Origin of the sequence: Pseudomonas sp. 18.1.10, assembly GCF_024655625.1 — a bacterium.
In the GTDB taxonomy this organism is placed as follows: domain Bacteria; phylum Pseudomonadota; class Gammaproteobacteria; order Pseudomonadales; family Pseudomonadaceae; genus Aquipseudomonas.
The window spans coordinates 1-13,494 of record NZ_JANLGL010000043.1 but is presented as its reverse complement, the minus strand read 5'-3'; the positions used below and the strand labels follow the sequence as shown (position 1 = coordinate 13,494).

The window sequence follows — 13,494 nt, the reverse complement described above, 5'->3', positions numbered from 1 at the left end:
GCTCAACGGGCGATCACGCGGGTCCAGAGCGGCGTAAAGCGTTCGACACGTACCGGTAGCGAATCGCTCAGGGCGCTCAACGCGCGGTCGATGTCATCCAGCTGGAAGACCCCCGACACCTCCAGTTGCGCGACGGCGGGATCGCAGCGCAACCAGCCGTGACGGTAACGCGCCAATTCGGCGGTCAGTTCGCCCAGGTGCATGCGCTTGGCTACCAGTTGCCCGCGGGTCCAGGCGCTGGCGTTGAGGGTGCTGGCCTCGACGCGTTGGCTGCCGTCGAGATTGATCAGGTATTCCTCACCGGCGGCAATCAGGATCGGATCGCCCTTGCTGTGAATGGCCACCACGCCGTCCTCGACCCGAACCCGGGTGCCGCGTTCTTCATCACGCACGCCGAAGGCGGTGCCGATGGCCTGCAGCCGCGCGTGCCGGGTGCTGACCCAGAAACTGCGACGCCCATCAGGTGCGGCGCCGTCCTTACCGGTATCGACAAATATTTCACCGCGCCGCAGGTTGATCAGCCGTCGCTGGGCAGTGAATTCGACGTCGACCGAACTGGCGGTGTTCAGTTGCAGGCGCGTGCCATCCTGCAGCAGGAACTGACGCCGTTCGCCCACCCCGGTGGCATAGTCCGCGCCCCAGGGCAGCTGCGTGCTGTCACGCAGTTGCCAGCCGGTGGCCCCGGTGATGAGCAATCCCATCCCCAGCAATTTGAGCGCGTGGCGCCGGCTGTGATGGCCGCTGTGCAAGCGCTCCAACGTATCCAGCGCCACTGTGCCCGGCAGCGCGGCCAGCCCTTGGAAGGCCGCGTCGCTTTTTTGCAGCGCTTGCCAGGCTGTTTCATGCAGCCCATCGGCTTGGCGCCAACGAAGGCAAGCCTCTAGGGTTTGAGGGTTTGAGCCGTCGGATTCGATCCGCACCCGCCAACCGATGGCTTGGTCGAGCACGGTATCGGGCAATGGTTGCGTGCTCATCGTTGAGCCAGATAGCAATGGCGAATGGCACAGGCCATGTACTTCTCCACCGACCCGAGGCTCACCGCCAAGCGCACGGCGATCTCCTTGTAGCTGAGGCCCTCCAGGCGCGACAGCAAAAAGGCCATGCGCACCTTGGGGCGCAGGCCATCGAGCAACGCGTCCACGCGTGCCAGGGTTTCCAGCAGGATCAACTGTGATTCCGGCGACGGCACCTCAGCCTCCGGCAGGTGAGCAATGGCCTCAAGATAAGCCCGCTCGACCCGCTGCCGGCGCACCCGATCCACCAACAAGCCATGGGCCACCGTACTCAACCAGGCCCGTGGCTGGCGCAACTCCTGCAACCGCTCTGGCTTGCCGAGGATGTGCACAAACGTATCCTGGGCCAGGTCGGCGGCGCTGTCACCGTGGTGCAGCCGCCTGCGCAACCAGCCTAGCAACCAGGCGTGATGATCGATGTACAACGCGCGAATATCGGCGTGCGGGGCTGGGGGCGTGGATGACGACGACACAGAAAGCCTCTGCAAGAACACAGTGCATTTGAGAATTCATCGCATCCTAGTGTCTGCAAGCCGTGGTCAGCAAGTAAAGACTGTGTTTATTCCTGGCTTATGCCCGCCGCGCCATCAACAACACCGTCGCTGCCGCCGACAACAACCCCGCGCAACACCGATTGAATATCCGCTTGCCACGCGGCTCGGCAAACCAGCGGCGCATGTGCAGGCCCATGTAGGCATAGGCGCTGATGGCGATCCATTCCAGTACCAGGAACATCGCGCCCAGCACGGCGAATTGCGGGGTGATGGGTTGGCCGGGAACGACGAATTGCGGGAGGAAGGCGGTGAAGATGAGGATGGCTTTTGGATTGCCTGCCGCCACCAAAAACTCTTGCCGCGCCAACGCCCACAAACCTACCTTCGCCGTCGCCGCTTCCGACTCCCCCTGTGGATTCGCCCGCCACAACTGGAACGCCAGGTAAAACAGGTACGCCGCCCCCAGGATCTTGATCCCGTAGAACAACAACTCCGAAGTTTGCAGCACCACCGCGAGGCCGGCAGAGGCGAGGGCGATCATGCCGGCGAACGCCAGCAGGCGGCCGATGCCGGCCAGGCAGGAGGTGCGGTAGCCGTAGCGGGTCGAGTTGCTTACGGACAATAGGTTGTTGGGGCCGGGCGCCATGTTCAGGGCGAAGCAGGCGGGGAGGAAAAGAGCGAGGGTGGCGAGGTCCATGGCGGCTCCGGGTTCGCAATGCGGGGAGGTGGGAGAGTAATGGGCTGCGCAGTACTTGGGCAACTTTGGCGGTTACGGTGCCTCTGCGTCATGCGCAAGGGGAGCGCTGACAGTGATGCGAAGTTGGAATAAATACAGGTACGTTTGGATTGCATCGGCGAGTCAAAAACATGCAATTGACAAGGTGCATGTATTATTTTTAATAACAGGCGGCAAAACTAAAAGGGCTGAGCTATATATAAATTATCTCGCTAACGCATAGCCGTTTTGACGTAGCTAACGTCTGGATTGCTGGCGCAGATCATGATGATCTTTGTGTGTCCAGGCGGCGTGGGAGATAGGCATGATACTTAAAACTCAAGGAATTTTAGTTGTTGTCAGTTGCGCACTCGCGTCATGCGGAATAATGGCGCCAAAAAACTCACTCGAGCGTGTGGCGAAAGATTGGAGCATGACCGTGCGGGCGAGTCAGGTGATGCCGGTCTATCCATTGGATGAAGATCTTCGGCCTGGCGATGTATTTATATCGAAAAACGATATAGCCACCGAAATCGAGACCTGGGAGTCAAAGGGTCTTTTACCGCTGGTCAATCGCTACGATAGGATTGCTATAGCGAAAGTCGAGTACGACAACCTGTATGTCAATGGATTTGCAACAACAGAGGCAGCCTCTTTTCATCGGGCGCCGAACACGGCGTTTCCTAGTTATACGTTTTCCGTGGATAAACGCGGGTCACTCGGTTTGGCTATTCCACTTAATTCAGTCCCCGTTGCACTTTCAGTGGCCGGTGCACAAAGCGCAACAGGGTCTGTTGTGTTCAAGGGCGCCTCCAATCAAGGGCTTACCGATAAAGCGATGAATCGGCTCATAGGGAAATGGGCAACGGACAATAAAAGTGATCTTGGTACGCTCGCGAAAAACAACCCGGGCCCGACGATTCTCAGGGTAATCAGTCGTGTGTACAGCATTAAAGGCGCCACCGTGTCGTTGACCTTCGCTGATACCTCAGGCACTGACGTTCGGGCCGGGGCAGAGGTCAATGCGCCAGAACTGTTGAGCGCGTCTGAAGAGTCCTATAAGGCATTGATTACCCAGCTCAACAAGCAGATCGAGTTGAAGAAAGGCGCGGTAGTGCCTGATACCCCGGCGGTGCCGGCTGCCGGTGAGGCGGAAAGTACCGATCCTGATATTGCAGCGTTGCAGGCGGATATAGCGACGCTCAATAAGTTAAGAACTCAGCAGCAATTGGGCAATATCAGACGACAAATGGCCAACTTGGAGTCTGAGCAGAAATATGGCGGATATGTGCTGCCGGGCGCTTCGTTCAAATTGGCATCACGCACTGCGCGCGGTGTGACAATGGATGAGACCTTTCCCAAACCCTTGGCCATCGGCTATCTCGCCAGGGAGTACTTGATACTGCCAAGTGGGGCGATCCAGGAAGTGGGGAGTGTTGAAGAGTTGATTGAAAATCCTACGTTGTATAAGAACATGCGTCAGAAAGCTACCGAACTGTCGAGAATAGTGCCAGTCACGCCTCCATCAGACTCCGGTTCCCACGCCAGCCCGTTCCCGAAAAAATAAGGAGATAAATCATGGTTTTTGGAAAAGATAATGATGTTGTATGCAATCTCGTCTCTTTAGAGGAGACGAGCGAGGACTATGCTTTTTTTGAATCGTTGATCGCTGCAGGAGAAGCCCGTCACTGGGAATCGAAAGTGTTCTGGGGTGATCCAGATCAAACGCATAAAGTGCTGGTGCTTTGCAGGACTGTTGGTACTGCTCGAAAGGTTAAAGTATTGACTAATATTTCTACGGATTTATTGGACTTGAGAAAAGAGCAGGCGAACAGCGCAGGTTATACATTTTTTACGACGGGTGTGGGAGAGCGGAATTTGATGGTTTACTACTGATGTATCGTTTGATCTCTAGGAATACTAGTGAGCCCACAGCGTTTGTGTCTATGTGGGGGGGCATGTTTACGCTGGTGCATTAAAGCCTGTCACCACCGCTTGTGAAGAACGTTTACGCGCGCCACTCGGAGGAGGTTTTTCATCGGTGCGCTCGAGGCGCTCAATTAAGGTAGCTAAGAAAGCTAGCTATGTGCTAATTTCGCGCCTCCCCAAACGACCAGAGCCCCCCATGAAGCCCCCCAAATCCCCCGCCGACGACCCGCGCACCCTGCAAATCGCCAGCGATCCCGTTGGCCAGCAGTTGCAACAGATCGCCATCCTGACGCGCAAATCCGCCAGCCACCTAGGGGCGGCGCTGGGCATTAACCAGACCGACATGGCCGCGCTGGAGCACTTGATAACCGACGGCCCGCTGCCGCCGACCGAGCTTGCCGCGCGCCTTTCGGTGACCACCGCCGGCATCACCCAGGTCATCGACCGGCTGGAGCGCGCGGGGCATGTGGTCCGCGAGCGGCAGCTGGAGGACAAGCGCCGGGTATTGGTGTGTCCACTGCCGGCGTCGGTGGCGCAGGCGTATCGGCATATTGCGCCGATGCTCGGCGGGCTGAGCACGGTACTCGGCGCGCTGGAAGGCCAGGATCGTGCGGTGGTCGAGGGGTTTCTCGGGCAGGTGATCGAGGTTTACCGCAACACGTTGCCGGGGAGCGCTCATGACCGCTAAAACCGTATTGATAAGCGGGGCCAGCATCGCCGGCCCCGCGTTGGCGTATTGGCTGGCCCGGCAGGGCATGGACGTGACGGTGGTCGAAAAGGCGCCGGCGTTTCGCGATGGCGGGCAAACCATCGACGTGCGTGGGGCAGGGCGGGTGGTCGTGCAGCGTATGGGGTTGGAGGCACTGATTCGGGCCAATAGCACCCAGGAACAAGGCATCGCCTTTGTTGACCAAGCCAACCGCACCCAGGCGTTCATTGGTGTAAACGCCTTCGACGGCGACGGCCCGATCGCCGAGCTGGAAATCCTGCGCGGCGAACTCGCCAAGTTGCTGATCCAGCAGAGCGAGGATCGGGTCACGTACCGCTTCGGTGACAGCATCAACGCCCTGGAAGACGATGGCGACCAGGTGCACGTGCGCTTCGAGCAGGGCGCTGAGCAGGTTTACGACCTGGTCATCATTGCCGAAGGGATTGGTTCCGCGACACGCAATCAAGTGTTCGGCAACGAAGTCGAGCGCCGCTCCCTGGATCTCTACACCGCGTATTTCACCGTGCCGCGCGAGGCCAGCGATGGCCAGGTGATGCGCTGGCACAACCTGCCCGGTGGCCGGTGTATCTGTTTGCGCCCGGACAACCTGGGCACCACACGCGCCTTCTTGTCGTTCCAGCAAGCGCCCAACGGTTACGAAAAGCTCCCCAGGGACGCACAAGTCGCGTTGCTCAAGCGCGTGTTCGCCGATGCCGGTTGGGAGGCGCCCCGCGTACTTGCTGCGCTGGATGATGCCAGCGATCTTTATCTGGACGCGGTGGTGCAGGTCAAGATGCCGCGCTGGTCCAAGGGTCGCATTGCGTTGGTGGGGGACGCCGCCTATTGCGCATCGCCCATCAGCGGCATGGGCACCAGCCTGGGGTTGTGTGGCGCTTATGTACTGGCCGGTGAGCTCGGGCGTAACGCCGACCACCGACAGGCCTTTACGGCCTATGAAAAGCTGATGCGGCCTTACGTCAAGCAGGCGCAGAGCGTCCCCAAGTTCGCCCCTCGGCTGGCATCGCCGCACTCGCGCGTGGGGATCGCCCTCGGTCACGCGGTGTTGCGGCTGGCCACCACGCCGGGGTTCAAAACCCTGTTCGGCAAGCTCCTGTCGCCGAAAGCCGACGCCATTGAGTTGCCGCGCTATGACGAGGCCCGTATTACCAAAATCCCCTAGACCTTAACAAAGGATTACATCGCTATAGGCGTTCGCCCCGTATGGTCTGTGCCTCCTGGCACAACCTGGCGAACAGCCCATGCAACCCAGCAGCACGCGTGTAAATCCTGACCTCATCAACATCCGCCGGCTCTTTGCCACGCCTTTGGCAAGCCTCCAGCACCCCGACGCAGAATGGCTCAATGCTGAGCTGAAGACGCTCATCACTACCCGCATGGCGCAAGACCTCGGCGGCACCCAGTGCAGCAACGATGGCGGTTGGCAATCCGCCCACGACTTCGCGCAGTGGGGCGGCGAGGCCTGTGATGCATTGGTGGCCTTTGCCAGGGAATTCGCCAATCAACTGACCGCCGTTCACCACGCACAACACGGCTTCACCGAGCCCGCATTCGAATGGACGCTCAACGCCTGGGCCAACGTGAACAAGGCCGGCCACAGCAACGCCTTGCATGGCCATCCTGGCGCATTCTGGTCCGGCGTTTACTGGGTCGATGCAGGCGGCCGGGAAGAGGACGCCAGCGTTGGCGGCGACCTGGAGTTCATCGACCCCCGGGGGATGGTGGCTTCGACCTACAACCCCGCGCTGCGCATGCGCGTGGAAGATTGCCTGACGGCGGGATTCAGCAGCACCTGCTCGGCCACCAGCGGCACCTTCGTGATGTTTCCGTCCTGGCTGATGCATGCCGTGCGGCGTTTTGAAGGGACCCGGCCACGGATGTCCATCGCGTTTAACTTCGGTGTGTGAACGGGTTTATGTGATTTTGGTATCAGTGCTATGTGATTTAGCCGGTTTATCCATCAATGCGTGAACGGTAGTTTGCTCTTCAAGCCAATACGGAGCACTGACCTGATGCGCACCACACTGAAAAGCACCTTCATGGCCGCGATGATCGGCATGTCCGGCGCCGAACTGCAGGCAGCGGACTACACGCAAAACCCCTTCACCCTGACGTACACCGGTGCGCTGACAAAAAACGAGCCCGGCAAGGTCAACATCCACCCGGTGAGCTACAAGCTCAATGGCCTCGACATCGCTGCCAACGTCTACACCCCGGCAAACTATGACGCGAAGCACAAATACCCGGTGGTGGTCGTCGCCCACCCCAATGGCGGCGTAAAAGAGCAAGTCGCCGGCCTGTATGCCCAGCGCATGGCCGACCAGGGCTACATCACGATCACCGCCGATGCGGCTTATCAGGGCGCCAGTGGCGGCGAGCCGCGTAACGTCGATAAACCGGCCCATCGCATTGAAGACATCCATGGCATGGCCGACTTTATCGCCAACTATCCCGGCGCCGACGCCACGCGTTTGGGCCTGCTGGGCATCTGCGGTGGCGGCGGGTATTCCCTGGCGGCGGCGCGCACCGACAAGCGCTTCGCCGCGATTGCCACGGTGAGTATGTTCAACTCCGGCCTGGTGCGCCGCAATGGCTATCAGGACTCGCAAGTCGCGACGATCCAGGAGCGCCTGCAACAAGCGTCCGCCGCCCGCGCGCAAGAAGCGGCTGGCGGCGCGGTGGTGTACACCGGCGACGTCAAGCTGACCGATGAACAAGTCGCCAAGCTGCCGTTCGATCTGTATCGCCAGGGTTTTGAGTATTACGGCAAGACCCACGCGCACCCTAATTCCACCTTCAAATACACCTTGAGCAGCCTGCTGGACCTGATGAGTTTCGATGCCACCGACCAGATCGAACTGATCGACAAGCCGCTGCTGATGATCGCCGGCAGCCAGGCCGACAGCCTCTACATGACCGAGCAGGCGTTCGCCAAGGCTACGGGCACCCAGGACAAGCAGTTGTTCAAGATCGAGGGCGCCACGCACATCGAAACCTATTGGGTGCCTGCGTATGTGGACAGCGCCATCGCCCAACTGACGGCGTTCTACGCCCGCACGCTGTGAGGAACCCGGCATGAAAAACACGCTTTTAGGCATTGCGATGTGCGCCACGGCGCCGTTTGCCGCGGGCGCGGACAGCGTCAGCGAGTCACAGCAGATCCGCCGCGCCAACAGCCAGGCGCCGATGGTGGGGCCCGAGGATTATTTTTCCGGGAAGGTGCGGGTTGATCCACTGTTTCCGGCGTCTGACGAGGTCAATGCATCCGGTGCCTACGTCAGCTTTGAAGCGGGCGCACGGTCGGCCTGGCACACCCACCCGGCGGGCCAGCGGCTGGTGGTGATGTCGGGCGTTGGCTTGACCCAGGAGTGGGGCAAGCCGGTGCAGCGCATCCTGCCGGGGGATGTGATCGTCTGCCCGCCGGGCGTCAAGCACTGGCACGGCGCGGCGCCGAATAGCGCGATGATGCACCTCGCGGTAACCGGAACGGTTGACGGCAAAAACGTCGAGTGGCTGGAAAAAGTCACCGACGCCGAATACCTCGCGCCGCAGCCCAAACGGGCCACCGGCAGCGCGCTCTCAGCCAAACAACAGGCCATCCCGCTGATTGCCGCCGCGATGGCAACCAGCAATCTGTCCGGCCTGAACGCGGCGTTGAACCAGGGCCTGAATGCCGGCCTGACGATCAGCGAAACCAAGGAAATCCTTGCGCAGCTTTACGCCTACACCGGCTTCCCTCGCAGCCTCAACGCCCTCGGCGAGCTGTTGCGCGTGGTGGAAGCGCGCAAGCAAGGCGGTATTAAGGATGAGCTAGGACGAGAACCCATCGCGCTGATTCCCGTCGGCGAGCAGTTGCTGACCCTCGGCAAAGCCAACCAGACCCAAATCGCCGGCGCCCCCGTCCAAGGGCCGTTATTCGCGTTCGCCCCGGTCATCAATCAATACCTGCAAGCGCACTTGTTCGGCGACATCTTCGCGCGGGATAACCTCGACTGGCAGAGCCGCGAGCTGGCGACCGTCGCAGCGTTGGCTGTCACCCCCGGCGTCGAGCCGCAACTGCGCTCACATATCGCAGCGAGTTTGCGGGTAGGCCTGAGTGACGCGCAATTGCGTGAAGTGGCGCAGTTATTGGCCGAGCAAGGTGATGTCGCCGCTGCCCAGCGCACCACCGAGGCGCTCGATCAGCACTAAGCGTGATAGCGCAGGGTGTCACGCACCAGGGTAAACGCCGGCGAGCTTTGGCGCCGGCTCGGGTAATACAGGTGGTAGCCCGAAAACGGCTCACACCAGTCCTCCAGCACCCGCACCAGGCGGCCCTGCGCCACATGCTCCAGCACCAGGTTCTCCGGCATGTACGCCAACCCCAAGCCCTGGAGCACCGCCTCCAGGCGCATGGCGATGGTGTTGAACACTAACTGCCCCTCAACCCGCACGTTCAACGCCTGGCCGGCTTTTTCGAATTCCCACGCATACAACCCGCCATGGGTCGGCATGCGTAACGTGATGCAATTGTGCGCCATCAACTCATTGGGAATCACCGGCACCGGGTACCGCGCAAAATACGCCGGCGACCCCACCACCGCCATGCGCATATCCGGGCCGATACGCAGGGCAATCATGTCCTTGGCCACCTGCTCACCGAGGCGCACCCCCGCATCAAACCCTTGCGCGACGATATCGGTGAAACCGTAATCCACGATGATCTCGATATTCAGGTCGGGATGATCCGGCAGCAGCTTGCCGAGCATCGGATGCAACACCGAAATCGCCGCATGCTCCCCGGCCGTGATCCGCAGCTTGCCGGCGGGTTTGTCACGGTACTTGCTGAGCAGCGCTAGCTCGCTGTCGATCTCCTCGAAGCGCGGCGCGATCACCTGCAACAGATGCTCCCCGGCCTGGGTCGCCGACACGCTGCGGGTGGTGCGCGCCAGCAGGCGCACGCCCAGGCGTTCCTCCAACTGGCGCATGGCACGGCTCAACGCCGGTTGTGACATGCCGAGGCGGGCGGCGGCGCGGGTGAAACTGCGCTCCTGGGCGACGATGGAGAAGATGGCCAGTTGGTCGTAACGATCGGCGCTCATTGATACGGCTCTGGTATGAATGGAGCCTGATTATGCCATTGGTGCACTTGCCTGTAGTGAACGGGTTTTGTCACGTAACGGCGGCAGACTGGCTCAACTTGCATTCCCTACCCGAAGAAGGACGACTTCGATGATCCGTAGCGCATTGCCCTCCGACGCCAAGGCCATTGCCCACGTGCATATCCGCAGCTGGCAAGCCGCCTATCGCGAGCTGATGCCTGCCGACTACCTGAACTCGCTGAGCACGACGCTGGCACGGCGAGAAGCATTCTGGAGCCGCTCGATTGAGTCGGGTGAATCCAATGTTGTGCTCGCCGAGGCGGGCGGGCAGGTGATTGGCTGGATATGCATCGGCGCCGGCCGCGATGAAGACGCTGTCGTGGGGGAGAGCGGTGAGGTCATGGCCCTCTACGTGCTGGCCGAGCACTGGCACACGGGTGTGGGGTTGGCCTTGTGGCAAGCCGGCGTGCAGCAGTTGAGGGCGCAGGGTTTTCAGCGTTTGACGCTGTGGGTGTTGGCGGGGAATGAACGGGCTATCCGGTTTTATCGCAGGGCAGGGTGTGTTGCGGACGCGGGGAGTGAGCGTACGCTGGAGAGAGGGGGCGTTACCTTGTCGGAGGTGAGGTACCAGTTGCCGCTATCCCGCTAAATGTCGCTGATACAACACACTCCACCTGTGGGAGCGGGCTTGCCCGCGATGGCGGCCTGTCAGTTAATACAGATGCAGCTGACCCACCGCCATCGCAGGCAAGCCAGCTCCCACATTTTTGAGCGGTGCAAACCTGATCTGGCCTGCAAACCCCAATCCCCTGTGGGAGCGGGCTTGCCCGCGATAGCGGTGGACCAGTGAAAGAAAAACCAAGGCATGAATTATTTTCGGCCATCGCCAAGCATTCCCACCAACTCAGCCGCCAGGCCAGCCGCTTCTTGCCTGTAGTCTTTGTTCCAGGCACCTGACCAGTTATCAGGCCTTCCCTGGTCATCCCATTGCGCCAACGCCAGCCCGTTGATGATCTCCAGCTCGAACCAGACACGCTGCCAAGCAGCGGCGTCCTGTACCAAAGTAGTGTCCTGCCACAGGAACTCTGTTTGCGCGACAAAAGCCGACCATGCAAACAGATCTTCCGATGCTCGTAAGCCGAGCGTTAGCCAGTAATTCCTGTCACCCACTGAACAACTCCTTATAAAACGTCCACGCCCGGATAAAGCTCCGCAGATGGATGGTAATCGGGATCCTCGAAGCGGCTATTGCCGTAATGGGTTTTCGCCGTGGGCCCTTCGCCCTTGTACGTCACCTGCGGGTTTGGCGTGAGATGCCAGCCGTCTCCGTCCTTGTCGCGCTCGATCAGCGACGGGTACAGCGTACAGTTGCCTGCCGAACCGGAAGTCAGCCGGAACTGGTAAAAGCGCCCAGCCTGGGGCGTGAACTTCGCCGTGACAGAGCAGGATTGCGTGCGCGCCCCCTCCCAGAACATGCCCACGTGCGTTTCAATACCGGGTCTTACCCGCGTTTCGTAATAGTCCGACGTGAGCTTCTGCCCGGCCTTGGGCATTCCCTCATCCTGCGTAACGGTGAACGGCAGCGGCCCACTGCGAATGACGCCACCCGAACGTCTGCCGTTTTCATATTGGTACAGATCGGCATGCTGCGTGAAGTTGACGATGCGTATCCAGGCAGGGTTGGGCTCGCTTGCAGGTGCCGTGAAGTAATCGGTGTGTGGCAAATACTGGCAGCCGGCGAACAACGGCAGGGCCAGCAGGCAGAGGGCAGGGCGGATCGACATGGAGCGTGTCCTTTTGCGGCGTCGGGGTAGAGACCACAAGAAAGGACGCGCATTGCAAGACCGGTAAAATTTCGCCAGGCCGCTCTTGGTCGATTGTATTGAAAAAGTCGGTGTTGATACTCTCACCGGTTCTAATGGATTGGTACCGGGTAAATGCTCATGTTGACTGGCTTGAATCATCTTACGTTGGCCGTTGTGGATCTCTCTCGCAGTGTCGAGTTTTACCGTGCGCTTCCTGGCTTTAAATTGGCCGCTCGCTGGGAGGCGGGCGCTTACCTTTCCCTCGGTGATCTTTGGCTTTGTCTGTCTCTTGATGAGAGCCGAGTGTCGGAGCCACAGCCGGATTACACTCACTACGCGTTTTCGGTGGCGCAGGACGACTTTGAAGCAGTCACCGCTTGCTTGCGACGCCTTACCGTTACCGAGTGGAAATCCAATTCCAGCGAAGGCAGCTCGTTTTATTTTGCAGATCCCGACGGGCATCGCCTGGAAGTGCATGTCGGCAACCTGGCTTCCCGGCTTGAGCAATGCCGACGCCAGCCGTATGCAGGTATGGAGTTCTTCGATTGATCTTGTTGACGCAGGAAGCTGATACAACGCACCCCAACTGTGGGAGCGGGCTTGCCCGCGATGGCGGTGGATCAGTGAAGCCTGTATCAAGACGCGTGTTGTAGGCTTGGCATCATCATGCCCGCTAACCGGCGCGCCAAAGCCCCTTGTGAAATGGAAGTCATCTAATGTTCGAACGCAACAAACTGGTCCCAGAGTTAATGGTCACCAACCTGGAGAGCAGCCTGAATTTCTGGGTTTCTTGCCTGGGATTCAAAGTGGTTTATCAACGCCCGGAAGACGGATTTGCCTACCTTGATTCAAGCGGCGCTCAAGTCATGCTTGAGCAGTTCGATCCCAGCGCGGGCCAATGGCTGACCGCGCCACTCGTGAAGCCATTTGGTAGAGGTATCAACCTGCAGATCGATGTTGAGGCGGTCGCACCGATCATGCAGAAACTAGAAGAGGCTGGATTTGCGCTGTACCTGGAATGCAAAGACACCTGGTATCGGGCGGAACATATTGAAGTCGGCCAGCGCGAATTCATCGTTCAGGATCCTGATGGTTATCTCGTCAGGTTGGTACAGCGGTTGGGCGAGCGACCGGTTTGCGCAATCTGATTAACACGCACGTCATTCAACAGGAGGGCGGCAATGGATCTGAAGTTCAGTCACGTAGATGTACTGGTTAACAATCTCGAAGAAGCCTGTGCCTACTACGCGCAGATCCTGAATGCCAGGATCTCCAAAACCCTCGTCTGGGAACGAGGTGGCCTGCACGTGCGCTACGCGATTGCGCTGATCGGTCAAGAGCGTTTCATGTTGGTCCAGCCGTTGGCGGGGAACCTGAAGGAGCTGTTGGACTCCGCAGGAGAAGGGATGATTTATCGCCACTGCTATTCGACGCCGGATATCGAGAAGGCCTACGACGAACTGATGGCCGCCGGTGTTCAGCCAGAAGACGAAAACGGAAAGCCATTGGCCCGCGCGAACCTGCAATCCCCGTCGGGGGCTCGGATTATTTGGTTGCCTAAGCGGTTTGGGCATTTTTCTATCGAGATCCTGGAAGACAAAGCGCTGGAGGCATTTATAGAGACAGCGTTTTCTTGAGTATCTGATACACCGCGATCCAACTGTGGGAGCGGGCTTGAACTGGTCAAGTAATCTTGGACACCGATTAAGGTTCACGCCGCTAACCTTTCC

The 13,494-nt window shown here is 59.6% G+C and carries 17 protein-coding genes; 11 read left to right on the top strand and 6 right to left on the bottom strand.

The window, feature by feature from the left end; all coding sequences use genetic code 11:
* Window positions 1–2: 2 nt before the first annotated feature.
* The 3 genes from NUV89_RS10250 to NUV89_RS10240 form a co-directional block, all read right to left on the bottom strand.
* A complete protein-coding gene (locus NUV89_RS10250) occupies window positions 3–974 on the bottom strand; it encodes a FecR domain-containing protein (protein ID WP_257781188.1) in 972 nt (323 codons plus the stop codon).
* Window positions 971–1,486 (bottom strand): sigma-70 family RNA polymerase sigma factor, encoded by a 516-nt coding sequence (locus NUV89_RS10245; RefSeq protein ID WP_257781187.1) that lies wholly within the window; start codon window positions 1,484–1,486, stop codon window positions 971–973. Before NUV89_RS10245 ends, NUV89_RS10250 begins: the two co-directional genes overlap by 4 nt.
* 97 nt (window positions 1,487–1,583) lie before the next feature.
* Complete coding sequence (locus tag NUV89_RS10240; RefSeq protein ID WP_257781186.1) at window positions 1,584–2,204, bottom strand: LysE family translocator; 621 nt, start codon at window positions 2,202–2,204, stop codon at window positions 1,584–1,586.
* Between the two features lie 343 nt (window positions 2,205–2,547).
* Here NUV89_RS10240 and NUV89_RS10235 point away from each other — a divergent pair, with 343 nt between their 5' ends.
* From NUV89_RS10235 to NUV89_RS10205, 7 genes are all read left to right on the top strand, one after another.
* Complete coding sequence (locus NUV89_RS10235; RefSeq protein ID WP_257781185.1) at window positions 2,548–3,789, top strand: hypothetical protein; 1,242 nt, start codon at window positions 2,548–2,550, stop codon at window positions 3,787–3,789.
* Between the two features lie 11 nt (window positions 3,790–3,800).
* Entirely contained in the window at window positions 3,801–4,118 is a 318-nt protein-coding gene (locus tag NUV89_RS10230) for a hypothetical protein (protein WP_257781184.1), read from the top strand.
* Window positions 4,119–4,347: 229 nt separating this feature from the next.
* Complete coding sequence (locus NUV89_RS10225) at window positions 4,348–4,839, top strand: MarR family winged helix-turn-helix transcriptional regulator (protein ID WP_257781183.1); 492 nt, start codon at window positions 4,348–4,350, stop codon at window positions 4,837–4,839.
* Window positions 4,829–6,040, top strand: coding sequence for an FAD-dependent monooxygenase (locus NUV89_RS10220; RefSeq protein ID WP_257781182.1), 1,212 nt, complete (start codon window positions 4,829–4,831; stop codon window positions 6,038–6,040). Before NUV89_RS10225 ends, NUV89_RS10220 begins: the two co-directional genes overlap by 11 nt.
* A 79-nt stretch (window positions 6,041–6,119) precedes the next feature.
* Window positions 6,120–6,785 (top strand): 2OG-Fe(II) oxygenase family protein, encoded by a 666-nt coding sequence (locus tag NUV89_RS10215; RefSeq protein WP_257781181.1) that lies wholly within the window; start codon window positions 6,120–6,122, stop codon window positions 6,783–6,785.
* 102 nt (window positions 6,786–6,887) lie between these two features.
* Entirely contained in the window at window positions 6,888–7,943 is a 1,056-nt protein-coding gene (locus NUV89_RS10210) for an alpha/beta hydrolase (protein WP_257781209.1), read from the top strand.
* Between the two features lie 10 nt (window positions 7,944–7,953).
* Window positions 7,954–9,069 (top strand): carboxymuconolactone decarboxylase family protein, encoded by a 1,116-nt coding sequence (locus NUV89_RS10205; RefSeq protein WP_257781180.1) that lies wholly within the window; start codon window positions 7,954–7,956, stop codon window positions 9,067–9,069.
* On the opposite strand, the gene NUV89_RS10200 is transcribed toward NUV89_RS10205, so the two are convergent.
* Window positions 9,066–9,959, bottom strand: coding sequence for a LysR family transcriptional regulator (locus NUV89_RS10200; RefSeq protein ID WP_257781179.1), 894 nt, complete (start codon window positions 9,957–9,959; stop codon window positions 9,066–9,068). The genes NUV89_RS10205 and NUV89_RS10200 overlap by 4 nt on opposite strands.
* A 130-nt stretch (window positions 9,960–10,089) precedes the next feature.
* Between NUV89_RS10200 and NUV89_RS10195 the strand changes: the two genes are divergently transcribed.
* Entirely contained in the window at window positions 10,090–10,608 is a 519-nt protein-coding gene (locus NUV89_RS10195) for a GNAT family N-acetyltransferase (protein WP_257781178.1), read from the top strand.
* A 221-nt stretch (window positions 10,609–10,829) separates the two neighbouring features.
* On the opposite strand, the gene NUV89_RS10190 is transcribed toward NUV89_RS10195, so the two are convergent.
* Both NUV89_RS10190 and NUV89_RS10185 read right to left on the bottom strand, forming a co-directional pair.
* Complete coding sequence (locus NUV89_RS10190) at window positions 10,830–11,129, bottom strand: hypothetical protein (protein WP_257781177.1); 300 nt, start codon at window positions 11,127–11,129, stop codon at window positions 10,830–10,832.
* An 11-nt stretch (window positions 11,130–11,140) separates the two neighbouring features.
* The gene (locus NUV89_RS10185) at window positions 11,141–11,743 is read right to left on the bottom strand and encodes a hypothetical protein (protein ID WP_257781176.1); all 603 of its coding nucleotides are present in this window, start codon (window positions 11,741–11,743) and stop codon (window positions 11,141–11,143) included.
* Between the two features lie 159 nt (window positions 11,744–11,902).
* Here NUV89_RS10185 and fos point away from each other — a divergent pair, with 159 nt between their 5' ends.
* The 3 genes from fos to NUV89_RS10170 all read left to right on the top strand — a co-directional run bounded on the left by fos (window position 11,903) and on the right by NUV89_RS10170 (window position 13,401).
* On the top strand, window positions 11,903–12,313 hold the full coding sequence (fos, locus tag NUV89_RS10180; RefSeq protein WP_257781208.1) for a fosfomycin resistance glutathione transferase: 411 nt from the start codon (window positions 11,903–11,905) through the stop codon (window positions 12,311–12,313).
* Between the two features lie 167 nt (window positions 12,314–12,480).
* On the top strand, window positions 12,481–12,912 hold the full coding sequence (locus NUV89_RS10175; protein ID WP_257781175.1) for a VOC family protein: 432 nt from the start codon (window positions 12,481–12,483) through the stop codon (window positions 12,910–12,912).
* Window positions 12,913–12,945: 33 nt separating this feature from the next.
* Window positions 12,946–13,401, top strand: coding sequence for a VOC family protein (locus NUV89_RS10170; protein ID WP_257781174.1), 456 nt, complete (start codon window positions 12,946–12,948; stop codon window positions 13,399–13,401).
* Window positions 13,402–13,494 lie beyond the last annotated feature (93 nt).

What these genes read in the sequence shown, in the direction of transcription:
- NUV89_RS10250 (WP_257781188.1), bottom strand. Translation starts at nt 974, where the DNA reads ATGAGCACGCAACCATTGCCCGATACCGTGCTCGACCAAGCCATCGGT.
- NUV89_RS10240 (WP_257781186.1), bottom strand. Translation starts at nt 2,204, where the DNA reads ATGGACCTCGCCACCCTCGCTCTTTTCCTCCCCGCCTGCTTCGCCCTG.
- NUV89_RS10235 (WP_257781185.1), top strand. Translation starts at nt 2,548, where the DNA reads ATGATACTTAAAACTCAAGGAATTTTAGTTGTTGTCAGTTGCGCACTC.
- NUV89_RS10230 (WP_257781184.1), top strand. Translation starts at nt 3,801, where the DNA reads ATGGTTTTTGGAAAAGATAATGATGTTGTATGCAATCTCGTCTCTTTA.
- NUV89_RS10225 (WP_257781183.1), top strand. Translation starts at nt 4,348, where the DNA reads ATGAAGCCCCCCAAATCCCCCGCCGACGACCCGCGCACCCTGCAAATC.
- NUV89_RS10220 (WP_257781182.1), top strand. Translation starts at nt 4,829, where the DNA reads ATGACCGCTAAAACCGTATTGATAAGCGGGGCCAGCATCGCCGGCCCC.
- NUV89_RS10215 (WP_257781181.1), top strand. Translation starts at nt 6,120, where the DNA reads ATGCAACCCAGCAGCACGCGTGTAAATCCTGACCTCATCAACATCCGC.
- NUV89_RS10205 (WP_257781180.1), top strand. Translation starts at nt 7,954, where the DNA reads ATGAAAAACACGCTTTTAGGCATTGCGATGTGCGCCACGGCGCCGTTT.
- NUV89_RS10200 (WP_257781179.1), bottom strand. Translation starts at nt 9,959, where the DNA reads ATGAGCGCCGATCGTTACGACCAACTGGCCATCTTCTCCATCGTCGCC.
- NUV89_RS10195 (WP_257781178.1), top strand. Translation starts at nt 10,090, where the DNA reads ATGATCCGTAGCGCATTGCCCTCCGACGCCAAGGCCATTGCCCACGTG.
- NUV89_RS10185 (WP_257781176.1), bottom strand. Translation starts at nt 11,743, where the DNA reads ATGTCGATCCGCCCTGCCCTCTGCCTGCTGGCCCTGCCGTTGTTCGCC.
- fos (WP_257781208.1), top strand. Translation starts at nt 11,903, where the DNA reads ATGTTGACTGGCTTGAATCATCTTACGTTGGCCGTTGTGGATCTCTCT.
- NUV89_RS10175 (WP_257781175.1), top strand. Translation starts at nt 12,481, where the DNA reads ATGTTCGAACGCAACAAACTGGTCCCAGAGTTAATGGTCACCAACCTG.
- NUV89_RS10170 (WP_257781174.1), top strand. Translation starts at nt 12,946, where the DNA reads ATGGATCTGAAGTTCAGTCACGTAGATGTACTGGTTAACAATCTCGAA.